Source organism: Paenibacillus brasilensis, assembly GCF_009363115.1.
Classification (GTDB): domain Bacteria; phylum Bacillota; class Bacilli; order Paenibacillales; family Paenibacillaceae; genus Paenibacillus; species Paenibacillus brasilensis.
In genome coordinates, this window is the sequence record NZ_CP045298.1 from 428,118 (window position 1) to 454,051 (window position 25,934).

Sequence of the window (25,934 nt, forward strand, 5' to 3'; positions counted from 1 at the left end):
GCTCTTGGCAGAGCCCCTCTGAACGGACGTATACCGGGAAATACCTTCCTCAGCATACGTCCGCCGGGGTGCTGTATGATTAACTTGTCGGCTTATCTGTATTATAACAACACTTTGAAACTGTATCTGTGATCTGTATCACGTTGCTTCAAAATGTTTCCATGACCACTCTGGAGCCGCCTCCGGCCTGCTCAGCAGGAAGAACGACCAGCTTGCGTGGAAGACGAGCCCTCAGCTCAGGGACATGGCTGATCACACCAACAGACAGTTGATCGTGATGCAGCTTTTCCAGTGAGGTGATCACCGTATCAAGCAACTCAGGGTCGAGCGTTCCAAAGCCTTCATCCAGAAAGAAAAATTGAAGCGGGTACTGGCCCCGCAATTGAATTTGAGCCGATAGCGCAAGCGCGAGCGACAGGGAGGTCAGGAACGTTTCGCCGCCAGACAGAGTCGATACCGGACGCTTGACTCCACCGTTGGCATCGTCACTAATGACAAAACCACCACTGGAATCTACCTCTAACGCGTAGCGCTGCTTGGTCAGAAAACGCAAACGTCGTGAAGCGGACTGACTTACCTGCATGAGCTGCTCCTCAGCAATGTATTCAACAAAGGCATTGCCCCGAAAAACAGATTGGAGCTTGGACAGCTTTTCTGCCTCGCTTCGCAATTGGATACGATTGGACTCCAGCTCCACCCAGCGGACATGCCGGCGCTGCAAATCCTCCAAATCACGCTCAGCCTTGGCACGATTCTGAAGCGCCTCTTCGTCACGTGTACGGCAATCGCGGAGCTGCGCAGCAGCCATTTCCCACTCTTCCGCTGTGACCGTTGCACCATTCAGCTGCTCTTCCACATGTTTCAAGCGGGAGGACAGCTCTTGTTCCCGTTGTCGATGCAGGCTCACTTCACGTTCATAACGCGCGGCTTCATCCGGCCCCAGACAGCATTCCATGACCTCTGCTTCCGTCGCAAAAGATGAATCTGCCAGACGACTTCCCCACCGGGACTCAGACGTCTGCCGTCTTTCTTCGGCCGAGTCAGAAGCCTGCCGGGCAATCAACGAAGCATGAACGGCCTGCTGCTTGCGTTCCTCCGCTTCAGTACGTCGACGTGCCGCGGCTTCAGCTTCGTTTTTAAGTCTCTGCAGGAATGAAGTCGCTTCTGCCAGCAAGGAGGCTGCCTGCCCTTCGCCAACCCATTTTCGCAGCTGTACCTGCTTCTCACGCAACGAATCGTCTTTGCTTTGGAGCCCGGTACGACGGGCAATAATGATTTTATCTTCCTCGATGATGCTCTGCTGTATCTGCTGAATGCGTGCAGCCTTTTCTTCGAGGAAGGTCACGCTCGTCTCCAGACGTGAGCGCAGCTCTTCCGCGCGCCGATCACGTTCCTGCATGGCGCGATAGCGCTCCGCGGCTTCGCCCGGAGCCACGTCCGGCAGCTGCGTCGCCCATTCGGCACGCAATCCTTCGCTGCGCTTAGCGCATGCCTCGCGCTTGCTCCGGGCCTGCGTCAGCGCTGCGGCAGCCGCCTCCTGCTCAGCAACTGCACGAATGTGCCGCTGCTGTCCGGCAGCGTCCGCCTCACGCAAGGCGTGCGCCTCCGCAGGCAGCGCATGTGCACGGGCGGCTAGCTCAGCCGCTGCCCGTTCCAGCGCCGTGCAGCGCTCCGCCCAAGCGGCGGCACCGCGCGGCTCGGCTGGCGCTGCTGGGGATGCGTTAGGCTCGCTCGTGGCAGCAGCCCCACTGTCTGCGACGACGGGCTGCGTCAGCAGGCTGCGCTGCTCGTGGAGCTGTTGGCGCAGTGTGAGGCGCAGCTCCTGTAAGCCGAGCCGCAGGCGATGCAGCTCGTCCGGTGCAGCCGCATCCGCGTCATGGACAGCCGCGGCGGCAGGGGCAGGATGGTGCAGCGAGCCGCATACCGCGCACGGCTCGCCCTCGCGCAGCTCAGAAGCTAAACGCTGTGCGAGACGGCCCAATTCTTCGGCGCGGAGCTTGTGGCGCAGTTGCTCCTCCTCGGCTGCCAGTGCTGACACGTCGGCCGTGATTTCCGTTTCCAGCGTCACTAGCGCCTCGATACTTGCAGCCGCCTGTGCAGCAAGGGCAGAACGCCGCGCCTCCGTCTCCTGTGTCTCCTGCTCCGTCAGCTTCAGGTGTTCGTCAGCTTGCGCAAGCCGTTTCTCCTGAAGGGCGTACTCCTGTTCAGCTTCACTCAATTGCTCATTCACTGTCTCCAGCTGTTGCAGCCGTTGCACGGCCTCTTGCAGTATGCGCCGCTCATCTGCCCGCACTTCATTTTGCTTTAACTCCTGTTGAAGCTCCTGCTGGCGCTTCAAGCCTCGTGCCTGCAGCTCTTGCTCCTTGGCGAGTCCTTCGCCATATGAAGCAAGGGTTTGCTCACTTTGTACCAGCTCTGCCGCCAGACGTTCTCGTTCGGTGCGCAATACTTCCGTATCACGCTCCAGTTGAAGTGCCTGCTCCAGCTGATCAATCCGAAGCAGCAGCTTTGGCTCCTCCACGCTCAGTACTTGCCGGGCCTGTTCGTCGGCTTGTGCAGACACAAGCGCAGCCTCCTGGGCTGATGCAGCCTGAACCGCAGCTTCTTCGGCAGCCTTTTGACGTTGATCCGCTTCAGCAACGGCTTCCTTCCAATCCGTCAGCACTGGCAGCAATGCCTCGGCTGCCGATGCTTGACGCAGCTTGTGCTCCAGCAAAGCAATAGCTGGCTCCAGGGCAGCCAGCTGGTCCAGCTCCTTCGCCCGGCGGCTGCGCTCCATGACCAGCTCGCGGATTTTGTTCAGCGCTTCCGCCTCGCTAGCAACACGCTCCAACTCACGGCGTGAAGTCTCTGCATGGGCAATCGCTGCTTTGAGGCGCAGCTCCACCTGTTCAAGCGCTTCAGCACTCGCGTCTCCCAGACCTTGCTGCTCCGCCTCCAGCTCTTTCAGTGCCATGTCATTGTCCTTCACACGACGGCTGAGCTTTTGTGCGAGTTGATCGCCGTATTTTTCCAGATGGAACAAACGCTGCAGCATCTGCCTGCGTTCACTGCCCTTTAAGGACAAAAATTCCGCAAACTTTCCCTGCGGCAATACGACAGCACGTGTAAAATCGTCCATTTTCAGGCCGATATACTCCTCCACACAGCGCGTCACATCCTGCACCTTGTCAGCAAGCACTTCCTCGCCGTCGTCCGTGCATGCAATAAAACGACTTAGCGTATTATTCACCGATACACACCCGGCGCGTTTGAAACGTCGTTCTACACGGTAACGGCGAGGCCCTTGGGCTGACATTAATTCGAACGTAAATGCAACAGACAACGTATCTTCAGCATGATTCATAATGCCTTGAGTACCATTCACCGCTCGCTCCACTTTACCGTACATAGCCAGCGTAATGGCGTCAAGCAACGTTGATTTACCACTGCCCGTCGGGCCAAAAATCCCAAACAATCCGGTTTCAGTCAGCTCGTCAAAACGAATTTCCTGCGACTCCCGATAGCTTTGCAGCCCCGCCAATTTCAGAAGAATCGGCTTCATGCATCATCCTCCTCAGCGTGGTCCCTTGCATTATCCTGTTCCACCAGTTCCAGAAATAGCTGAACTAATCCGTCATCCGGCTGTGCTCCGCCTGTCTGCCGCTGATAGAAGGCCCGGAACAGCTCATGAACCGGCAGCTCTGATCGTTGATGCTCCAGTTGAGCCGCAGCCATTTCCGGATACATTGGACGAATGTGAATAATCCCTTCACGGCTTTTGCGCAGCCGCTGAATATCCCCCATCGACATTGCTTCGTCCAGCGTAATCTCCAGATCAATAAAGGCATCCGTATCCAGCCCTTCGTCCAACCAGCGGTATACTTCTTCCAGGCCTCCCCGTGCGCGCCACCTCACTAATGGACGTCCACTGGTAATATACAGCTCCTCGACCTGTGCAGGCTTGCCAGCAACCACGTCAATCAACGTAACCGATTTGGCCTGTCCTGCCTCGGAAAAGCTATATGCCAGCGGAGAGCCGCTATAACGCATCAGTCCGTCTCCCTTCACATATTGGGGACGATGCAGATGACCCAGAGCTGTATATTGCGCCCCGATGCTCAGCGCTGACGGATCGACTGTATAAGCTCCCCCGACCTGAATCGGACGTTCCGAGTCTGATTCCAGCCCGCCGAGCACATAAATATGGCTCATCGACAAATTGACAGTGTCAGGCCGAAACGCTGTACCCAGCTGTGCCATCAATAAACCCACACGGCGACTATATGCCTCGCGCAATACCGTTTCATCTCCGTCCTCCGACAACAGCTCGTTCAGACGGGACTCGGAGGGATACGGCAGGGCTGCGATGCATGCCATTTCACCCGTTCGCGGTGTATGAACCTGCACCGCCTTTCCGCTCGGTAGTCCCAGCAGTGTAATTCCGCGCCCGCTTACCAGCGGCGTGACCGAGGATACCCTTTCCGGCTGGTCATGATTGCCCGCAATAACGACCAGGGGCCTTCCTCCAGCCGTAAGGCGGGCAGATGCTTCATAAAACAACTGCTCGGCTGCCGCCGAAGGATTAACCGAATCGTACACATCTCCAGCCATCATAATTAAATCTGCCTGCTGATCGTCAGCCATTTTCGCCAATTCTTCCAAAAACGCTTCCTGCTCCTTCAAACGGCTGCGTCCTTCCAAAGTGCGACCCAAATGCCAATCACCTGTATGCAAAATCCGCATGCTCTTCCTCCTCCCTCTAGTACATAACTACAGCCGCACACTCTCTCCAGCCTCAAAAAAATACAACCATTTCTCAGCAACCTTTTTTCCTGTAATCTCTTCGATCACGTGGGCATAAAGCTCCAATTGAAAACGATACTGCTCCGTTAAATGAGATAGCGTACGGTACTCCGATACCCGATCTGTTTTATAATCTACCAGCACAAGTCCTTCCGAAGTTTCAAACAGGCAGTCAATAATCCCGTTCATCAGCACTTTATCGTCCTGACCGCCTTCCGAACCTGCTTTCTGTGTTTCCTGTGCTGGCAACATGGATGGCAAACTGTGATTCCAGTAATCGGCTGCCCACATCGTATAAGTAAACGGAAGCTCACGTTGAACATGGGATGCCTCCAGCATTCTGCCACCCAGCTCACTGGTGAAAAAGCGCAATATTTTGTCCGTATCCAGCACCTTCGCATGTATCTCCAGCAATATGCGTTGATTCAGCAAACGGGCCTTGGTTTCCTCAATAACTTCGACGCTCATCACCCCATCCAGCGGCAAATGCAGCATCAGCGTATGATACACCGTTCCACGTTCCGTTGGAGTCAGACGTTGATTTCCCATAAACCTGGGTCTGCGCAGATGTAATGCATTGCCGCCTGTGTGAGAATCTTTTTGATCCTCCGGTAACTCTGCTAGTTGGGAGGCAGATAGATTCAGCCAATCTTCCGCTCCAGTCTCCTGCATTTCCAGCCATCTTTTCATCTCGGTAACCGACGTATTGGCTGCCGTCTTGCCTGCCCGTTCATACGGATAGGTCCAGGAAAGAGCTGCGGCCATATCCGTTTCACTCTTTGCGTTCACGTCAATCGGCTGTGCATTTCTCAGCGCTTCCGTTTTCTTGTGGCGCTCCTCGCCTGATATCTCTTCCTCATGGGTCAAGCTCACACCGGAGCCTGAAAGAGTTTCCGAAGCCACAATTTTAAAAAGCCAGTCTGCCCCTGGCATGTGCTCCAATCTGTGAAAATATCCAGCTTGAACGCCCGCCGCTTCCCGCAATGCAGCAGCAGAAGGATGGCGAATCAAAGCGGGACCTACCCAGTCCAGGTAACTGCGGCCTGCCGCCAGCATATAGTCTGGCAGGACGGTTTCGGTATGCTCTTTGGCACGTGCCCAGCCTGCTGCGTGTGAAGCGAGGTCCTTCACCGTTCCGGTCATGATAAGCTTTTCGCGTGGACGTGTAAGCGCCACGTATAACACCCGCATTTCTTCAGCCAATAACTCCAGCTGGGAGCGTCGACGAATCGCCAAATTAGGCAGCGTCGGGTAGCTGACCCGATTTTGCTCCTCCACATATTTGGGACCAAACCCCAACTCCTTGTGCATGAGAAACGGCGCGTTCAGATCCTGCTGATTGAACATTTTAGCCGTCCCGGCAATGAACACAACAGGGAATTCAAGTCCTTTACTTTTATGAATGGTCATAATACGAACGGCCTGATCGGGCTCTGTACCACCACTGCTGGAACCCAAATCACCACCTCGCTCCCGTAAACGGGAAATGAAGGTCAGAAATCGGAACAATCCACGGTTAGACGTTGAAGTCTCATATTGTCTGGCCCGGTCATACAGCGCCCGCAAGTTGCTTTGACGTTGTGAGCCGCCAGGCAGACCGCCTACCCAATCCAGATATCCCGTTTCCTCCAGCAAATTCCAAATCAGCTCACTTAAGCTGCCTTGTCTGGCTTCCTTCCGCCACGCTTCCAATTTATGCAAAAATGAACGCAGTCGGGTAGACAACGTATTCCCGTTATTTCTGTCACTAAATTCAAATGAAGAGAGCGAGTCCTCGGTGAAAAGGTCCGGCTCCATGATGTCAGCGGAGCTTTCATTTTCTCTCTCCTCAAGTGGGGCGGCCTCTGCTGCCGTCAGCAAAGCACCATAAAACAGTCCGTCAGGCTTCTGTAATCGAATTTGAGCCAGCTCGTCCTCGGTCAAGCCCACAATTGGCGAACGAAGCACAGATGCAAGCGGGATATCCTGCTGCGGATTATCAATAATATGCAGTAAGGACAACATCACCTCAACTTCTGTTGCCTTGAAAAAGCCTGTCGTCTGCTCCCCGGAAGCCGGAATGCCCTCAAGCCGCAGTTCCTCCACAATTAAAGGAGCCCATACGCTGGCTGAGCGAAGCAAAATGACGATATCACCGTAGACTGCCGGGCGCATCGCTTTTAAACCTCTGTCGTAAATTAACAGTGGTTGTCCCGTATCTCCGGTCAGTTCCTTAATCCGTTGCGCGATCGCACGCGCTTCTAACTGCGCCGTTTCCAGCTCAGCAAGCTCGGCCAATTCGTTTTCCTGTACAGCAGACTCATCACTTGCTTCAGCTTCTTCCAATGCATCCGAAAGACCTTTCCCGCCTTTATCAACTAACAGTAACTCAGGTGCGTAGGCAGATGCAGCAACTTTCTCCGTCTGCTCGGGATAGGATGCGCCGTGTACCAGCCACGCCCGTTCGTCATATTCAATTTCAGCCACATCAACGCTCATAATCTGACGGAACACCAAATTGACCGCATGGACAACTTCCTCCCGACTGCGGAAATTACGCGCCAAATCAATCAAAAGGCCATCTTCCTGCTCCTGCCTGCCATACCGTTGATATTTATTCAAAAACAGACCCGGCTCTGCCAGCCGAAACCGGTATATACTCTGCTTCACGTCTCCTACCATAAAACGGTTACCCGGTTCCTCGCGAGATACCAGCCTGACGATATCTTCCTGTACAGTGTTCGTATCCTGATATTCATCCAGCAATACTTCATCGAATTGCGCCTTGTATTCAAGCGCAGCGTCCGAAGGCAGCAAGCTATCCGGAGTAGAATCAGGATGACGCAATATTTTAAGACAATAATGCTCCAAATCCCCGAAATCCACCAGCCCTTTAGACTGCTTGTGCTGTTGAAATCGTTCCCCGAATGCAATGACGGTCTCTACCAGTTCGTCCATCAAGGGAGCCGCTGCGTGCAATTCCTCCAAATAGGCTCCCGCTCTCCTGCCGAACAGGGAAGCTTTCATATCTGTAATCATTTTTTTCGCTGCCTCACGCAGCAGCTTGACCCGTTCCTGCAATGCAGGCTCGGTCTGATCTTTTTTGACCGGCTTGAGCTTGCCGAAGGACGCCAGTTGAAAGTGATCATACAGAGTCGCCCACGGCTGTGTCTCCAACTCCTGCAGCAATCCCTTCACCATCGCCGCATCCTCTTGCAGCGTTGCTGCATAAGGTGCAGGACCGCCGGGCTGCACCGCTGTTTCATGCGCCTGTTCCAGTAAGCTTGCGGCTCCGCGCAGGGAAAGCTTGGCATCCGCCACAATGCTGCGAACCCAAGAAGTCTCTCCCAAAGCGGCCACATCCTGTACACGAAACGCTGCTGCTGTCTCCCTCAACCAATGCTCCGGCCAAGGATGGCTTTGAGAAAAATCATACAGCCGCTGGACAAGCACATACATTGCATCATCGGTACGTTCTCCACTAAACCAGTCCACCAGCCTGCGGAACGTGCTGCCTTCATCATGAGTCTCATATTTTTCCTCAAACAGCTCTTCCAGCAGCTCCTGTCGGAGCAATTCCGTCTCATGCTCATTCATAATCCGAAAACCGGGGTCCAGGGGAATGGCCTGATAATGCCTGCGAATGACCTCCATACAAAAAGAGTGAAGCGTCGTAATCGAGGCCCGATTCAGCAACGACAGCTGGCGGCGTACATGCTCACTTTCCGGCTCCTGTTCCAGCACGCGCTCCAGCGCTTCTCGTATCCGTTGACGCATTTCGGCAGCTGCGGCCTTTGTAAAGGTCGCCACCAACAACCGATCCACGCTGAAACCGAGCTGGGGATCGACAATTTTGCGAATAATACGCTCTACAAGCACCGCTGTTTTGCCAGATCCCGCCGCTGCGGCCACCAGCATGTTGTTTCCGGATTCCGAAATGGCGCGCCACTGGTCATCACTCCACATGCTGCCTTCCGGCTTCGGTATGCCTTTTGTGTTGAGCATGCTTTTCGTGTTAGAAGCTTCTATCATGGGTCCATTCCTCCTTTCTCTTCCTGTGTATGACCCAGTAGATTCCATATTTGATCCTTACCCGGCTTACCCCATTGATTGTAGCCACTGCCTTCCAAACTATCGTCAAATTGGCAAACTGGCTTGAACGAGCAGAACGTACATGCCGTCTCCTGCTGAATACGATAAGGTTCAATGGCCACATCGCCCTCTGTCATCCGTGTTCCAATCGTTCGAATATTGTTACGGACCGAAGTCAGCAGACGATCCCACTGTTCCGGTGAAGCAACGGACGCACTGCTGTAAAAGCTGCCATCTGCTTTCACCGCAACAGGTAAAATGGAGGAATACCCTTTATCCAGTGCCGTATCCATCTGCCCAACTACGTCTCGATCCGCCAGCAATAGCCCCTTCATCTTGAAGCGTTTCAAAAGCTCCTGACGAGCCTGTTCTGCACTAAGGCCGTTAGGCGACTGCAACATCGGATTGTGAACGTGGAAATATAGCGTCCCCGCCGGATAGGCCGTTTCGCCCAACCATTCCTCTGCCGCATTTAACAGCACGTCCAGATAGGTGAGCATTTGCAGGGACAAGCCATAGTACACCTCATGCAGCTTAAGATCCTTTTGGCTGGACTTGTAATCAATGACCCGCAATAGCAAACCTTTTTCTCCCTCTGCCACATCCACACGGTCAATTCGTCCGACAATTTCCATGACAACGCCGTTATCCAGCCGAAAGGTCAGGGGCGGAAGCGGTTGGCCCGGCCCAAAGTCCAGCTCCAGCCCAATCGGCTCAAAGCTGCCTCTACGCGCATGCTCACCCAAAATCAATGAAGCACGGCTCACAATATCCTTCAGCTTGCGCAAAATGTAACCATAGCGCTTGGAGCTCATTAAAATCTCGCCTTGCAGACGAGGCGCCAGACGTTCCACTGTCGTTTCTGCCTCCTGGCGGCACTCCTCGGTGCTGAGACTCCCCCAGCTTATGTTTCTTGCCCGCAGACTGATCGCCATTTCACCGAGCGCTGCATGGAATAATTGCCCGATATCCGGTGCCTTCAGGCGATACATCTGGCGTTCCTTCAAACGAAGACCATGAGAGACAAAATGTGAAAACGGACATGCAACAAAACGTTCCATCCGAGATACGCTCGTACGCAGCTTGCTGCCGTACAGACGGTGACTCGTTTCCTTTTGCAATTCGGCGTGGTTTTCGTAAAAAAGAGAGGTCAGCAACTGCCGCAGCTTGTCCTTCTCACGCCCTTCCTGACTGGCATACCAGTTGTATACATCCCACCAAGGAGATAAAATATCACCGCCACGCCGCCAATGCCGCAATTGTGCTATGAGCTGCGGTAAAGCCTCGGACGGATGGGAAGCATACTCCCATTGCGTCGCCCAGTCATCCGCAGGCAGAGGGTATCCAGCCAGTGGACGTTCTTCCAGACCGGGAAACAGCTGCCGGATATGCCGAACCAACTCTGACGGCAGCAGCGATTTCCCTTCTTCATCGGTCACAGCATAACTCATCCACAGGCTTTTGCCAGGAGATGTAAGGGCCGAATAAGCGAGAAAACGTTCATCCAACAGCCGTCTTGTCATATCTGGCGCCAGCTCTACGCCTCGTTCGTGTAAAGCGGTACGCTCTTGCTCATTCAGCACACCGTCCTCATGAAACACAGCTGGCATCACACCTTCGTTCATGCCGAGCACAAAGGCATGCTGTATGCCCGCTACACGTGTACGATCCGTGTTGCCGACAAGTACCTGATCCAGTGCTGGCGGCACAAGCCCCATACGGAACTCAGCCAAGCCCGTCTCCAGTACCCCCGCGAATAAAGAGGTATCCAGTCTCTCATCACCCATCATTTCGACGATCTGATCCAGCAGCTCAAGCACTGCATCCCATACCTGACGATGCTCCTTGGCCTGCTCAGGATCTCCGGCTTCCTCAGCCTGACGAATAAAGGCATCCAGCTTATGACCGATGTCTGCATCCTCCAGCAGCAGATATACTGCCTCACACTTTTCAAGTGCTGTGCGGGCCTTCCCCAGACGTTTTTCAAACGCACGTAAAGGCGTCACGATCACATCACGGCATAGCTCCATCAAATCTAATGTCTCATCTCTTTGCCGATTCCGCTCCTGCTCCTCCAGTTCCAGCGACAGGCTGGGAACAGCCTGCCACGGTCGTCCATCTGTCCAACGGCTGCCTTGTATTCCGCAGGCCAGTGCATAATTTTCCAGACGGTCCATGTCCTCACGGCTAACCCGACCATCCAACGGCAGCAGAAGATCTGTTTTGACCGCACGGAATACATCCTCATACCGCCAACGCCGCTGGACAATATCCAGCGAAGCCCGAATCATTTCCACTAAGGGATGGTGCAATATATTTCTCCGCTGATCCAGAAATACCGGAACCTCATATTGTTTGAATATCGGCTCCACCCACGGCTCATAATCTTCAATATGACGTACAAATAAAGCCATTTCCCGATAACGCGCACCCTCATCACGGGCCAGACGGCGCATTTCGCGTACGGCCCCTTCCAGCTCTGCACGACGATTGGCGGCAGCGTACAGCTTTATGCCCTCCGGCTGTTTTTCTGCCCACTGCTCCCGTTGCTGCTGCCGCATCCGAAATCCTGTGCGATGTTCAAAATGTGCCTCCAAATATGCCAACGCCGGACGCTCCTTAAATCTCGGCACTGGGTCTGGGCGCAATAATAATGTCTGCGTCTCCAGCATAAGCTCGTCCGCCATTCCTTTAAGCTTTACATAGGTAGCTGCTGGCGGATGAAACAAATCCAGCTCATGCGGAAGCTGTCCGCTCTCATAGGTGCGGTTGCAGCTCAGCGCCACCGTCAACGAAGAAGCGTGCAGCATAAGCTGTTCCACCACCTTATATTCATGCGGCGTAAACCTGCGGTAGCCATCCATCCAAATATCTGCTCCACGGACAATGGAAGACTCGGCAATCTGTTCTGCCAGCATGCGCAGCGTATCCTCACCGTCAATAAATCTAAGTGACAGCTCGCGTTCAAAATCCTCATAGATTAGGCTGATATCCTTGAGCTTACCGCGCAAAATCGGGACCGTCTCCCCTGCGGCATGCATGCGCTCCAGCTGCTCTGGTACAGACCGGGTATCATTCCCATACTGCTTTAGCTCCGTAAACAACGTATTCAACCGGTCCACAAAGCCAAGCTGATCCCCCGAGTCCTTAAACAGACTCAGTTCATCCTTGCGACGACGAATAATTTTATATAAAAGCATCTTCTTGCCCTCTTCTGTCACTGGCACCAGCGCTGAACCTCCGGTTTCCTGCATGACTAAATAAGCAAGACGATGAAATCCCATCACCTGGGCGCGCACCGACCCCTGAACACCGTTTCCGGCTTCTGTAAGCAACGCATGCTCGGAAGCAAATGACGATTGCTCCGGCACAAGCAGCAGCATAGGCTTACCTAGCGGCTGCTCGCGTAGCATAGACGTCATTTCATGACGGATTAACGTACTTTTACCGCTGCCCGAGCGGCCAATCAACAAACGGACCGACATGATGCGGCCTCCTTTCCAAGGAACAACATTCTACTAAACAGTATAGCACACGAGGCAAGGGAGAAAAGAACGTACGTTTGCCATTTTACAGCATGCATCCTTCCTCAAAAAACAAACAGTCCCGCAGGTTGGCTTGATGCATGCCTTCTCTACAGGACTGATATATACATTACATGGCCTCTTTTACTTATTTAACCATCTAAAAGGCGGTAGACTGTGTTTGACTCCTACAGCTGTTTCTGACTGCGCACCTCAAAGATAGCGAATTTCAAATAATGGCCTTCCTCCACGCCCAAAATTTGGGGATGATCCTTGCCGGCTGCTCTCCAATCTACCAGACGAAGGATCTTCCCAGCATCAGCCGCCGCTTCCTTAATCGTATCCAAAAACAGCTCCGGCCGCATATGGAACGAGCAGCTTGCCGTCACCAGATAGCCCCCCTCATTCACAAGCTTCATCCCGTGCAGGTTGATATCTTTATATCCCCGCATAGCTCCTTTGACCGCACTCTTTGTTTTGGCAAAGGCTGGTGGATCAAGAATAACCACGTCAAATGTGCGCCCGCCACCAGCTGGTAGCGGCTTGGATGTATCTCCCTTGCCACCAGCTCTGGCGGCTCGTTCCTCTACACCTTTCACCTGATTGCGCAAATATTGAAAAGCATCATCCACAACAAACTCGACACGTTCCTCGAAGCCGTTCAACTTAACATTATCCCGCGCGCTTTCAATCGCATGCTCGGAAATATCAAGACAAGTTACTTTTTTTGCACCATATTTGCATGCATTAAGTGTAAAGCTTCCGGTATGTGAAAAGCACTCTAATACAGTTGCGCCATCCCAAAATGGGAATTCAACAACCTTACCGCTTTTATTTACAGGCTTCATAACCGTAGTACCAGAGCCGTCTTGTTCTGCTACTTCCTGCATCGTAATTCCGCTGCGTGCGCCCCAGCCTGTCATCAACGGTGCAATGGCTGCTCGATTCTCACGTTGGTCGAAGAAATAACCTGTCTTCTGGCCTTCTTCGATATCTACCTTAATTTGCAAGCCATTTTCCGTTACCACGACATGGCGCGGGCAATCACCGTACAAAGGCCCCTTCGTCTGTTCCAGTCCTTCCAACTCGCGGATAGATACATCACTGCGTTCATATATACCGACAGGGCTAACCACTTCAACGAGCGCGTCCCTGATTTCTTCCCTCCGCCGATCCATGCCCAGCGTCAACAACTGCACGACCAACACATCTCCGAATCGGTCGACAATCAGTCCAGGCAAAAAATCAGCCTCGCCGTACACTAGCCGATAAGCGTCTCCTCCGGTCACAAAACGTTCACGGTGCTCCAGACAATTGCGGAAGCGTTCAACAAAGAAATTTTTGTCCATGGCTTCCAGCGGCTCGTACGATATTACACGCACTGTAATTTGTGAAGCCGGATTATAGTAGCCTGTCGCTAAATATCTACCTTGATGGTTAACAATGCTAACCAGATCGCCCGCCTCTGGATCACCCTCGACCTTGGCTATTTCATTTTTAAACACCCAAGGGTGTGAGTGCTCCAGCCTTTTTTTGCGGCCTCGTTCTAAAATTACTGAAGGCAAAACCCTCACTCCTATTCTTGGATTACTCAAAGTGTTAAAAGCGTGGTGTTCGATGGGGCGCGGCTCCGCGGTTCATTTGATCTTACGATCGCTGTTGCAGGGGGATTCTTTGGATTTTATAAATGATTTTAATGGTAAGAATCCCCCTGCAAAGGCGAACGCTACCGCTTCTCCAAATTCAAATGAACCGCTCCGCTATTGCCCGCCTTTATATCGACGTCACGCTTTTAAAGCTTGTGTAGATACTACAAAATTATCGTTCCGTAAAAAAGAGCTCGGCCATGCTTGTCATGGCTGTCCTTGACAGATCATAGGCTGTTACATAAGCGCTTTAGCGTTACTATAAAGAATTCAGCAACATTAAATAACCTTAGAAAAGGGGGCTACGCCCATGTTTATACACGTTATTTTGCCGCTGTGCGGTGGGCTGCTTATTTTTTTGGGCGGAATGAAGCTGATGGAAGCTGCTCTCCGCCATTTGGCTGGCCCCTTCCTCACCCGCTGGCTGAACCGTGCCACCGTTTCGCCTTGGCGGGGCTTGCTGTTCAGCTCATGCATTACCGCCCTGCTGCAAAGCAGCACCGCCGTAACGGTGCTGACCATCGGGCTGGTCAATGCCGAGCTTTTATCCTACGGCCGTACGCTCGGCATCATCCTCGGCACCAATATCGGCACCTGCCTGGTCACCGAGCTGATGGGGCTGCAGCTGGGCAAGATGGCTGTACCGCTGCTATGCGGCTCACTGCTATGCTGGAGCACCGCCGTCCTGTGGGGAGAAGCTGTCCCCGGCCGCCAGTATGTATCTGCCGGAGTTCCCCACGGTTCCAATGGACTCAGCCGCCCGCAGGCTGTACAATTTATCAGCCTTGCCTTTGCCGGATTTTCGCTGATTCTGATCGGCATCCGTGTGATGCAAGCAGTCGGCCCCTGGATTGAGCAGGCCGGACTATTCCGCTGGTTTCTGGATCACGCTGCGGCCAACATGTGGTGGGCCTTCGCCGCCGGAGCCTGCCTGACCGCACTTGTCCACAGCAGCGCAGCCGTTATCGGCATGGCGATCAGCCTTGCGGCCGCAGGTGCCTTGCCGGTCGATGTGGGGATCGCCATTGTCATCGGCTCCAATGTAGGCACCTGCGTAACCGCTTTGATCGCCGCTGTAGGCGGCAGCACGTCCGGCAAATTTGTGGCCTGGTCCCATGTGCTGCTGAATGTAGGCGGAGCCTTGCTTTTTATGCCGTTGATTCCCGGGCTGGAAATGGCTGCCGCCTGGATATCCGCCGAGCCCGGAGCCAAGGTCGCCCATGCCCAAACCCTGTTCAACGTGATCAGCTCTCTGATCGCCTTGCCCGCTTGCTATTTACCTGTATGGACTCGCTTGGAGCAACGTATGTCTCTCCCTAGAATTAAACGTTAATTCCCAGCATAGACAGCGCCTTGCTCAAAATGACATCATTATTATCGTATCCACCTTGGCGCTGGAGACGCCATGCCTCCTCAGGCGTATGCCACGCGACACCTTTTATTTCTTCGATCTGCGCCTGTAAATCTCCATCCAGTGCCTCCACGAGATAATAATGAACTTCCTTGTCCACTTCCCCATATTCAGCATGCTGGTAGGTATAAGCAATCATATCCACATGCTGAATAATTCGCCCGTTTAGCCCTGTTTCCTCGCGAATTTCACGTAAAGCCGTCTGTTCGATTGTTTCTCCAGGTTCCATTTTGCCTTTAGCCAAGGATACCTTGCCATATCGGTCAGTAATCAGCTGGATTTCAAGCTGCTCCCCCTGTTTGCGAAACACCACACCGCCTGCTGAAATTTCCTTTTTTGCTGCCATCCTGTAATCTCCTTTCCTTGCGCAACAAGGATTCCGTCCTCTCTGTAGGGAAAGGCGAAATCCTTGTTGGCCATCGCTATTGCCTGTTCAGGCTTTTTATGTTCTTAGAGAGCTGCTTGCAGCCCGTTCTCCAATACGCGGACCAATTGGCCTTCACATTCATTAACGCCCGCCTTCATCAGTTTCACGCGGCACACCTTGCCGACCAGATCCTCGGCACCTTCAAACACCAGTTGAATGTAATTGTCACTATAGCCGTAGAGTATGCCACTGCCTTCGGTCCCTTTCGGCGCAACTTCCGGAATGACCTCCAGCACCTGACCTACAAACTTCTCAGCATACGCCAGCTGCATTTGCTCTGACAGTTCAATCAACTCATGCACACGTGCATTTTTCACGTCCTCGTCGACCTGATCCTCCATACGTGCCGCAGGCGTTCCAGTGCGCTTGGAATACGGGAATACGTGCATTTCTGAAAAATTGATTTTTTTCATCAGCTCATAGCCGTTGCGGAACATTTCGTCCGTTTCCCCGGGGAATCCGACAATCACATCTGTTGTAATCGCCACATCCGGCATTGCTTTTCGAATCATAAGCATCTTGTTATAAAATTCTTCTGTCGTGTACTTGCGGCGCATCCGTTTCAGCACGATGTCGTCTCCTGCCTGAAGCGGTATGTGAAAATGACGAACCAGCTTGTTGGAGCGTTTCAGCACATCCAGCATTTTTTCATCGATCTGGCTGGCTTCAATCGAGCTGATACGAATGCGTTCCAGCCCTTCCACCTTCTCCAGATCCCACAACAGATCGGACAGGTCATAATTTTCCATATCGTCTCCATAGCCGCCAGTATGGATACCTGTAAGTACGATTTCCTTGTAGCCTGCGTGCACCAGCTGACGCGCCTGTGCGATAATGCTCGCGGCATCACGGCTGCGGGATAGACCGCGCGACCACGGAATGATGCAGAAGGTGCAGAAATTATTGCAGCCATCCTGAATTTTCAAAAACGCACGGGTGTGATGAGCAAAATCAGGCACATCCATTTCCTCAAACACACGAGTCTTCATAATATTTCGTACGGCGTTCACCGGTTGACGCGATTCTTGAATCTCCTTCACATACGGAATAATCTTGTCCCGATCCTGCGTACCAATAACGAGATCGACACCGGGAATATCCATAATTTCGGCAGGAGAAGTTTGAGCGTAACAGCCCGTCACTGCCACAATGGCATCTGGATTTCGGCGAATCGCGCGACGAATAATCTGGCGACTCTTTTTATCGCCAGTATTCGTAACCGTACATGTATTAATCAAATAAACATCTGCAGTCTGCTCGTCAAAATCCACCTGCTCATAACCTTCTTTTTTGAACAGCTGCCAGATTGCTTCTGTATCATAAAAGTTTACTTTACAGCCTAATGTGTAAAATGCCACTGATGGCATGTTAAATCCCTCCCATTTCTCCTGACTCATATAAAATGCACGCCAACGCAGCCATACCTGCGGTCTCTGCACGCAAAATACGTCTTCCCAGCCCTGTAGATTGAGCCCCGGCCTGCTCGGCCTCCAGGCTTTCCGCTTCAGTGAAGCCGCCTTCCGGGCCCACCACCAGCAGAACACGCGGCTTGTCTGCCGACGCCCATTGTCCTACGAAGGGTTGGATCACATCACGTAGCTGCCGCCCCTGCTCTTTTTCATAACAATAGCATATCAAATCATACCCCGCAAAAGAAGCCAGCAGCTCTTTCCACGTCAGGGGTGCACTAATTTCGGGAATCCGGTTGCGATGGCTTTGCTCAGCCGCTTCCTTCACAATCTTGCGCCAGCGCTCCAATCGCTTGCCTTCTTTTTTGGCATCATACTGCACGACTGTACGCTCGGACAAAAACGGTATAAAGCCCGCTGCTCCGATTTCTGTACATTTTTGCATCACCGTCTCCATCTTGTCTCCCTTAGGAAGACTTTGAGCGATGGTGACCTGCACATGCGGCTCAGAGCTCATCTCCAGTAGCTCGACGATTGTCGCTGTCACATGATCCAGCTCAATCGTATCCAGCGCAGCCAGTGCTTCTCTGGACACCCCATCACTGACTATAATTTTGTCACCGCTACGGCCACGCATGACCTTGGCAATATGCCGCGCGTCCTCACCCGCAACCATCACGTGATCTTCCAGAAATTGCTCTGCCGGAATAAAATAACGCTGCATTGTCTCTCACACCTATTCTAAAAATAACTGTTATCCACTGACTTTCCGTACAAAAACCGAATAAATCACCATGCACCATCATATCATCTTTTGCGCCTGTATGACCAGTCTGTTCCCTTTTCCATTGTCGCAATATGATCTGTTCTCACAAAAAAGGAGCCCTTAGGCTCCAAATAATCCGGTGATGTAAAAAGAGAACTGCAAAAACTGTATATATATCACTTGGGCCAGCGTGTAAAGAGGTTCAATCGTTACAGCCCGCACCTGCGGAATGACCAGTATAAGCAGAAAAATAAAGATGGACCACTGTTCAAACTGCTGAAGCTTGCGGCGCACAGGAGTTGGAGCTACGTCCTCCACAATCCGGTATCCATCCAGCGGAGGCAGTGGAATCAGGTTAAAGATAAACAGAAACAGATTCAAATTGATCAGTGCATTGATAAACAGATAAATCGCCTGAGCCACCCGCTGGTTCTCCATGCCTGGCAGCACTTGAAAATGAAGCAGCATGGCATAGATTAATGTAGTGACAAATGCAAGCAACAGATTACTCAGCGGACCGGCAGCCGAAACGATGATACCCATGAGGCGCGGACGGCTGAAATTATCACGGTTAACCGGAACAGGCTTGGCCCAGCCAAAGCCCCCGATCAGCAGCAAGAGCGTACCCAGCAGATCAATATGCACAGCCGGATTTAATGTCACGCGCCCAAGCAGCTTGGCTGTGGGATCACCAAATTTATTGGCATAATACGCATGCGCAAACTCATGCACTGTAAAAGATATGATCACAGCCAGTAAGTAAAATGGAAGAACATTTAAATTTACGCGAAAAATACTTTGTAGAAAGTCCATGCTTACCTCTTTCTCGCCACAAACGCCAGCCAATCTTCATCGCGGCGTATTTCGGCAATTTCAAAGCCAGCTGTCTTCAACGCAGTTTCGACAACCTCTTCTTTATTTTTCCAAATCCCTGAAGCAATATAAACCCCGCCTGGCTCCAGAGCCTTATATACATCATCAATGAACAGCAAAATAATCTCGGCCAAAATATTAGCAACCACCAGCTTGACCGGCAGCTGGATACCCAGTGTTGGATCGCTTGCATTGAGCACGGATAGCAGATCGCTTTCTTTAATAGTAATATGTTCCTCCAGTCCATTCAGACGCGTATTTTCCCGCGCACTTGAGACCGCTACCGGATCCAGGTCCAGAGCCAGCACATGCTTCGCTCCCAGCTTCACTGCTCCAATGGCTAAAATACCGGAGCCTGTACCTACATCAATAACCTCTTCTCCACCCTTAATTACAGATTCCAGTGTTCTCAGGCAAAGGGATGTTGTAGGATGCGTTCCCGTGCCAAAGGCCATACCCGGGTCCAGCTCAATGATTTTTTCATCCTCACTTGCAGGCTCATAGTCTTCCCAAGTCGGTTTGATCGTTAGATGATCCGACACACGTAAAGGCTTGAAATATTGCTTCCAGGCGTTGGCCCAGTCATCCTCATTGACCGTTTTCAGCTCATACCGAACCTCACCGGGATCAATATCGAAGGTTCTTAATTGTTCGACCCGCGGCTCAATTTCTGCACGTATGCTGTTCATATCCGCTTCTTCGGAAAAATAGCCCTTGATGATTGCTTGTCCTTCTGGAATGTCGTTCAAGGGGCGATCATACCACTGCCCGTAAGACGTATCACGCGGTTTGTTGAGCGAGCCGGATTCTTCAATAGAAACCCCTCCCGCCCCTGCTTCGTGCAGGAAATTTGAAATCATTTCGACGGCTTCTTCGCTTGTATGTATTGTTATTTCATTCCACAACATGGTTTTCATTTCCTCCTCATTTCACATGCATACTCTATATTGTACTATATACATGCATAAGAGTTCAAAACAGCAAGTATCATCGGAGAGCGAAAATGTTTTTTGTAGAACTTGTGATGTCGTCTACCCTTTTAAAAACGAGCCTACACAAACAAGACGAGCTATCCCTTAATCATCATTAAGATGGGGATAACTCGTCTTCACGAATTCTACTCGCTGTCGTTAATAATACGCTCCTGACGACGATCAGCCACTTCAGCGCGCCGAATCGCTTCCAAATCCTGAGCATCTGCCTGCTCTGCCGAGAACTCAACGTCCTCATTTTTGACAGATTGCGCCCGTTTGATTTTCTCCGTTTTGGTCAGCACTTTATCAAAGCGTTTGTTGGTTGGCATCTATCACAGCTCCTTCCAAACTGTTCACAGCATTCCACCTGCTTGCTCCACGATGGACATCGCTTGATGATGAATGGATTCATCGACTACAGCAGTCAACAAAATATCGCGGCCTGTCGGTCCACCCTGTCCTCCATCGCTCATTCCACTGGCAGTGGGATCAGATGCAGCCAATATCGCTGGACTTGCATCTGTAAAGTCCACTCCCTGCGTTATAGAGGACAAGCTGGTAATTTGTCCCGAAAATACAGGTAATCCACCGTTGCCTGTGGACTGTCGCGGATATCGGCTAAATCGGTCTATTGACACATCCGCTACCCGAAGAGCTTCCAGTTTTCTAGCGGCTCCCTGTGCTTCCTCAGGGCTTTTAAAATACGCCAAAATATTTTTTTCACCCATCCCCAAAAACTCCCTGTGTAATATTGAGCGCAGCTTTCGTTCAAGAACGATACAGTTGCGCTTTGCTATATCCTGCTCATTGGCACGTATTTATATTCCCCACAGAGATGGGACGGAACAGACAACACCGGATTTAATAGACGAAACACTGGAAATATCGTTTGTGAAGATTATAACTTTTCCGGGTGCAGGCCAGCAGCGGGTATTTGTCCTGCCTTCGCTACCCCCGTCTCCAATGCAGCGCGAATAACAGCATCCCGAACCTTTTGCACCACCTTGGGATTAAACACATTAGGTATGATATAAGTTTCACTTAGCTCTTCAGGACTGATTGCATCCGCAATGGCAAGCCCGGCAGCCAGTTTCATTTCTTCATTAATCGTCGTGGCATGACAATCCAGTGCGCCCCGGAAAATTCCCGGGAAGCACAGTACATTATTTATCTGATTAGGAAAATCAGAGCGGCCCGTAGCCAATACACGTACAAAAGGCGCTGCTAAAGCTGGATCAATCTCTGGCTTCGGATTCGCCATGGCGAAGACTATAGGATCAGCGGCCATGCTTTGAATATCCTCCACAGTCAATAAATCCGGGCCTGATACACCGATGAAAACATCAGCTCCTACAATCACGTCGGATAAACTACCACTCAGATTATGGGGATTGGTCATATTGGCATACTCTGCCCAATGCGGATTACTGTATTCCACTCCACGATGAATGGCCCCTTGGCGGTCAACGCCAATCAGATTACGTACACCCGCCTTGAGTAGCATACGGGAGCATGCCATACCAGCCGCACCGATACCGGCAAATACAACTTTGACATCCTCCATTTTCTTGCCGCATACCTTCAGCGCATTGACCAGACCCGCCAATACGACAACTGCGGTCCCGTGCTGGTCATCATGAAATACCGGAATATCCAACTCCTCTTTCAAGCGTCTCTCGACCTCAAAACAGCGTGGTGAAGAGATGTCCTCCAGATTAATGCCTCCAAAGGCAGGAGCAATCATTTTGACGATGTGAACAATTTCATCAGGGTCCTTCGTATTGAGACAGATTGGAAATGCATCGACACCTGCAAACTGTTTGAACAGGACCGCCTTGCCCTCCATCACAGGCATAGCCGCCTCTGGTCCGATATCCCCTAATCCAAGCACCGCTGTCCCATCCGATACAACGGCGACTGTATTTTTTTTGATTGTTAGCTCATACGCTTTGGCTGGATCATTCGCAATTTCCATGCAAATTTCAGCCACACCCGGCGTATAAACCTTGGATAACCCCTCCATCGTTTCAATCCGCTTTTTCGGTAAGGTCTCCATTTTACCACCTTCGTGCAATTCTCTGATTTCGTCCAATAAACTACTCATATTTCTCTCCATCCTCTCGTGTCTGTATTTGAGCTATGAATTTCATATCTATATATAAACTCTTCAGCTCCATAAATTGAGTAACAAAGTTGCTAAAATAACCGTGGCTGCCCCGCCAATACGAGTTGCAATTTGCGCAAAAGGCATCAGTTCCATCCGATTTGATGCAGACAAGATGGCCACATCCCCCGTACCTCCCAATCCACCACGACAACTAGTTACTATTGCAGCTTCTACTGGATACATATTAATCCATTTTCCGGTAAAATACCCGGCAACAATTAATGCAACGACAACCGATGCACAGGTGATGGCATAAGGTATCGTCAGAATCCCAACCACACTATCCAAAGGAACGTATAAAATTCCTAATCCTACCATCAATGGCCACGTCAGGCTTGCCGTTATACATTTGTACAAATGGAAAGCTCCCTGTTCCAGCTGATTCGGCATGATTTGCACACATTTTATGATAGCCGCTGCCAAAATCATCAGAATCGGTCCTGGAATATGAAGATATGGCTCCAGCAGCTTGCCTACGATAAAGAAAGTACAGGCCAATAACAGTCCTCCACCCATTAATGGGAAAGAAACGGGTTGATCCAAACTTGCAGGGGACAATTTCTCTTCCTTACCTAGTTTTAACAACCTTCCGTTACCAGAAGTATTCGGTCTCTTCTCCGCTAATCTCTTAAGAACCCCCGCGCCTATGATTGCAACAATATTCCCGATGATTGCAGCCGGGATAAACTGGGATACGAATACCGCCGAATCTTTGCCCAAGACTAATCCATACGAGATGGACAAAGGTAAAATTCCTTCCCCAATCCCACCGGAGATAATGGGAATAATGATGTAAAAGAACGTATGATAGGCACTGTAGCCAAAAGCCATCCCCACGACCATACCTGCTGCAACAGCTGCAATGGAACCAACTATAATAGGGGCAAAAATTTTAATAATTCCGTTCATCAGCATTTTACGATCCATACCAAGAATACTCCCGGTTACCAAACAAGCGATGTAGAAATAAAGAAAATTAGAGGTTTTCATGAGCGTGTGTACCGCTCCCATCGCGGATGGACTGAACATATTCCAAAATACCATCAACGATGGAACCATGAGTGACAAAATAGCTGGGCCACCAATATGCTTGAGCAGCGGAAGCTTGGAACCCAGTTCACTGAGCAGTATGCCCAAAATCATGATGACGGCGAACCCGCCCAACATATCGTTCGGAAGACTTTGTGTAATCGCAGCTGCGTATATAACCAACGCAATCACGACGTAGAGCGGAAGCGGAATCACTCCCACTTTTATCTTACCTAGCATCCTGATGGCATCTACAGGATTTTTATTCCATTTTTGCTCCTTTTGAATGACAGCCCGGTTTGTGGCATTTTCCATAAAGCTCCCTCCTTGTAGTAAAGAACGATCATCATGCCTCGTAGTAAGGAACGATGATCATGCTTCTATTCTACACCTTGGAAAACGCTTTATTTGGTTTTAAAACTAATAATCTACTTTTGTAACTAAAGTAATCAAAGGGAGCTTAAATCATAACCGGCCATGATTTCTTCCGCCTGCGGTAAAATATGATATTGGTACACAGGTCGTCCGATGGTCCCATAAATCGTTTCCATAGCAAGCACCTCAATCTCCGTCAAAAAAGTCAGGTATTTACGTATAGACACTCTGGATATCCCTGCACTTTCTGCAATGTCCTCGGTGGAAAATAGCTGTGCTTCATGCTGCCGGATACAATTCCATATCATAGCCAGCGTTGACTTGGCTACCCCTTTGGGCAGTCGGGCCAGATCCTTGGTAGAGTTTTTATGATATAGGAGACGATCCAGCTCCTCCTGTGAAAGCAAGCTGCGCTCACGTACGATACTGATATGCTCCCGATAACCTGTGAGTGCCTCCAGAAAACGATTAAAGTGGAACGGCTTAATCAAATAATCCACCGCGCCGAAATTCATCGCCTTCTTGACACTGTTCATGTCACTTGCAGCTGAGATCACAATGACGTCCGCATCCACTCCTGCCTCCCGGATGAATGACAGCAAATCCAGGCCATTGCTTTCCTGCATATACACATCTAATAAAATCAGATCAACAGCCCGTTCAGCCAAAAATTTCTTGGCCTCTTCTACAGAAGAAGCCCAGCCTGCACATTGAAAACCCTCTACCTGCTCCATATATTTGCGGTTAAATTCGGCAACCATCGGATCATCTTCTACAATCAGGACATTAATCATGTTCATCATTCCCCGTTATCATATATGGAATTGCAATCTCAAAACAGCACCCTTGCTCAGCTGGAATCAATTCTACACTCCCCTGTAATCTTTCCACGCTTTGTGCCACCAGATAAAGCCCCATTCCCCGTGACTCTCCCTTGGTCGAAAAGCCTTTTTCAAATACCGTCTTTACGAGCCCTTCCGGTATACCTGGACCACTATCACACATGATACAGGTCAGCCAGCCTTTCTCCTGGTGCTTCTCATAATAAAGCGAAAGGGTGATCCGCTTGTGCTGGAGAGATTCCATCGCCTCGACCGCATTATCGAACAAATTACCAAGAATGGTAATCAGTTCATGAATCGTCTGGGTTTGACTCGATTCGGGCAAATAGCTACCTGGAGTCAGTTCGAAATTCACCCCGACCTCTCTCGCCCGGCTTAATTTCCCCAACACAAAACCCGCCATGACAGGGTCTTTAATCTGCCGGGTAATGGAGCCAATCTCCACCTGATGATGCTCAACAGCATCCATAATGTAATGCTCCAATTTATCGTACATTCGCAGATGCACCATCCCCATAATAACATGTAGCTTATTCATAAACTCGTGAGCTTGTGCACGCAGTGCCTCCGTATATAGAGACACCCCTGTCAGACGCTCAGCAAGCTGCTTCATCTCCGTTTTATCCCGAAAGGTTACAATCGCGCCCACGATTTCCCCTTTTACCCGGATCGGAACACTGGTAGTGAGCAAGGTTATTCCCCCCAGCTCCATTTCCTCATCCATCTGTGGAGTGCTTGCCTTCAGGACCTCTTGCAATCGGAAAGCGGATAAATAAGCGGTAATTTCCTGTCCAGAGAACGAAAAATCTTCAATTCCCGCTTGCCTTAGCAAACGAATCGCTTCTGCATTCATTAACATAACACGTCCGGATTCATCCACCGCAATGACGCCTTCCTTAATGGACTGCAGCATAGCACTGCGCTCCTCCAGCAAGCGCGCGATTTCCGGCGGCTCCAGACCGGCCAGCATATTTTTAATTTTACGGGCCAGCACAACTGCTCCTCCGGTGCCGATTAGCATCCCGACAGCAATGGCGATAGCAATAAGGCGGTAGTTGCCTTCCTGAGCCCTTAGCACATCTTGCATGGATATACCGACGACAATCGCTCCCAACTGCTTCCCCGTTGAGCTGAACACGGGTGAAAAGGCACGCATGGACAAGCCTAATGTTCCCTTTGCGACAGATACACTCTCATGACCATGAAGTGCAGTGTATTCATCTCCACCAACAAAGGCTTTGCCGATCATCCTGACATCCGGGTGCGTTTTGCGAATCCCCTTCATGTCCATAACTACGATAAACTGAACATGATTAGCAGTTGAAACCTTCTGCACATACTCCTGCATGGAAAAAGACGAACCGGGTTGTTGCAATTGTCCAACAATAAGAGGCGTGTGGGCGAGTGTACGTGCGATGGACATTGCTTTTTCCTCCAGCCTCATCTCGGTTTCATGCTCAACTCTATCCGCAAATAACAGTGTTACTGGCAGAAGTACAAGCGCCATAACGAGACAAACCAGCAGTGTAATCAGCCTTCTGAGTTTGATTGGCGGTTTCCCCCGACGCAGCTTGGGCTGTGAAATTGCGATGGAACTCACCCCTTTCACTTGAGATTAAGTGCCAATAGCTTAAT

At 51.0% G+C, this 25,934-nt stretch carries 17 protein-coding genes; 1 reads left to right on the plus strand and 16 read right to left on the minus strand.

The annotated features are described in order from the left end of the window. Positions 1–148: 148 nt before the first annotated feature. The 5 genes from GCU48_RS01895 to GCU48_RS01915 form a co-directional block, all read right to left on the minus strand. Positions 149–3,544 carry an AAA family ATPase gene (locus GCU48_RS01895; protein ID WP_152378851.1) on the minus strand — a complete coding sequence of 1,132 codons (3,396 nt, stop codon included), beginning with the start codon at positions 3,542–3,544 and terminating at the stop codon, positions 149–151. Continuing rightward, positions 3,541–4,725 carry an exonuclease SbcCD subunit D gene (locus GCU48_RS01900; protein WP_152378852.1) on the minus strand — a complete coding sequence of 395 codons (1,185 nt, stop codon included), beginning with the start codon at positions 4,723–4,725 and terminating at the stop codon, positions 3,541–3,543. The genes GCU48_RS01895 and GCU48_RS01900 overlap by 4 nt, the downstream gene beginning before the upstream one ends. Before the next feature lie 27 nt (positions 4,726–4,752). After that, positions 4,753–8,796 (minus strand): helicase-exonuclease AddAB subunit AddA, encoded by a 4,044-nt coding sequence (gene addA / locus GCU48_RS01905; RefSeq protein WP_244316009.1) that lies wholly within the window; start codon positions 8,794–8,796, stop codon positions 4,753–4,755. Continuing rightward, entirely contained in the window at positions 8,793–12,341 is a 3,549-nt protein-coding gene (gene addB, locus GCU48_RS01910) for a helicase-exonuclease AddAB subunit AddB (RefSeq protein ID WP_152378853.1), read from the minus strand. Before addB ends, addA begins: the two co-directional genes overlap by 4 nt. A 227-nt stretch (positions 12,342–12,568) precedes the next feature. Beyond that, complete coding sequence (locus tag GCU48_RS01915) at positions 12,569–13,945, minus strand: class I SAM-dependent rRNA methyltransferase (RefSeq protein ID WP_152378854.1); 1,377 nt, start codon at positions 13,943–13,945, stop codon at positions 12,569–12,571. A gap of 391 nt (positions 13,946–14,336) precedes the next feature. Here GCU48_RS01915 and GCU48_RS01920 point away from each other — a divergent pair, with 391 nt between their 5' ends. Continuing rightward, the gene (locus tag GCU48_RS01920; protein ID WP_152378855.1) at positions 14,337–15,359 is read left to right on the plus strand and encodes a Na/Pi cotransporter family protein; all 1,023 of its coding nucleotides are present in this window, start codon (positions 14,337–14,339) and stop codon (positions 15,357–15,359) included. On the opposite strand, the gene GCU48_RS01925 is transcribed toward GCU48_RS01920, so the two are convergent. The 11 genes from GCU48_RS01925 to dcuS form a co-directional block, all read right to left on the minus strand. Beyond that, the gene (locus GCU48_RS01925; protein ID WP_010345344.1) at positions 15,349–15,783 is read right to left on the minus strand and encodes an NUDIX hydrolase; all 435 of its coding nucleotides are present in this window, start codon (positions 15,781–15,783) and stop codon (positions 15,349–15,351) included. The two genes, GCU48_RS01920 and GCU48_RS01925, sit on opposite strands and share 11 nt — an antisense overlap. A 104-nt stretch (positions 15,784–15,887) precedes the next feature. Next, on the minus strand, positions 15,888–17,231 hold the full coding sequence (gene mtaB / locus GCU48_RS01930; RefSeq protein ID WP_152378856.1) for a tRNA (N(6)-L-threonylcarbamoyladenosine(37)-C(2))-methylthiotransferase MtaB: 1,344 nt from the start codon (positions 17,229–17,231) through the stop codon (positions 15,888–15,890). A gap of 1 nt (position 17,232) precedes the next feature. Continuing rightward, a complete protein-coding gene (locus GCU48_RS01935) occupies positions 17,233–17,997 on the minus strand; it encodes a 16S rRNA (uracil(1498)-N(3))-methyltransferase (protein WP_152378857.1) in 765 nt (254 codons plus the stop codon). Positions 17,998–18,159: 162 nt separating this feature from the next. Further along, the gene (locus GCU48_RS01940; protein WP_025718802.1) at positions 18,160–18,852 is read right to left on the minus strand and encodes a site-2 protease family protein; all 693 of its coding nucleotides are present in this window, start codon (positions 18,850–18,852) and stop codon (positions 18,160–18,162) included. A gap of 2 nt (positions 18,853–18,854) precedes the next feature. After that, positions 18,855–19,820: a 50S ribosomal protein L11 methyltransferase gene (gene prmA / locus GCU48_RS01945; protein WP_152378858.1), complete on the minus strand. Its 966-nt coding sequence runs from the start codon at positions 19,818–19,820 to the stop codon at positions 18,855–18,857. A gap of 209 nt (positions 19,821–20,029) precedes the next feature. After that, the gene (locus GCU48_RS01950) at positions 20,030–20,215 is read right to left on the minus strand and encodes a YfhD family protein (RefSeq protein ID WP_152378859.1); all 186 of its coding nucleotides are present in this window, start codon (positions 20,213–20,215) and stop codon (positions 20,030–20,032) included. A gap of 24 nt (positions 20,216–20,239) precedes the next feature. After that, entirely contained in the window at positions 20,240–20,614 is a 375-nt protein-coding gene (locus tag GCU48_RS01955; protein WP_025718807.1) for a hypothetical protein, read from the minus strand. 170 nt (positions 20,615–20,784) lie between these two features. Further along, on the minus strand, positions 20,785–21,990 hold the full coding sequence (locus GCU48_RS01960) for an NAD(P)-dependent malic enzyme (protein ID WP_025718809.1): 1,206 nt from the start codon (positions 21,988–21,990) through the stop codon (positions 20,785–20,787). Positions 21,991–22,053: 63 nt separating this feature from the next. Continuing rightward, a complete protein-coding gene (locus tag GCU48_RS01965) occupies positions 22,054–23,397 on the minus strand; it encodes a 2-hydroxycarboxylate transporter family protein (RefSeq protein ID WP_025718811.1) in 1,344 nt (447 codons plus the stop codon). A 134-nt stretch (positions 23,398–23,531) separates the two neighbouring features. After that, positions 23,532–24,251, minus strand: coding sequence for a two-component system response regulator DcuR (gene dcuR / locus GCU48_RS01970; RefSeq protein ID WP_152378860.1), 720 nt, complete (start codon positions 24,249–24,251; stop codon positions 23,532–23,534). Then, positions 24,244–25,899 (minus strand): DcuS/MalK family sensor histidine kinase, encoded by a 1,656-nt coding sequence (gene dcuS, locus GCU48_RS01975; RefSeq protein ID WP_152378861.1) that lies wholly within the window; start codon positions 25,897–25,899, stop codon positions 24,244–24,246. Before dcuS ends, dcuR begins: the two co-directional genes overlap by 8 nt. Positions 25,900–25,934 lie beyond the last annotated feature (35 nt).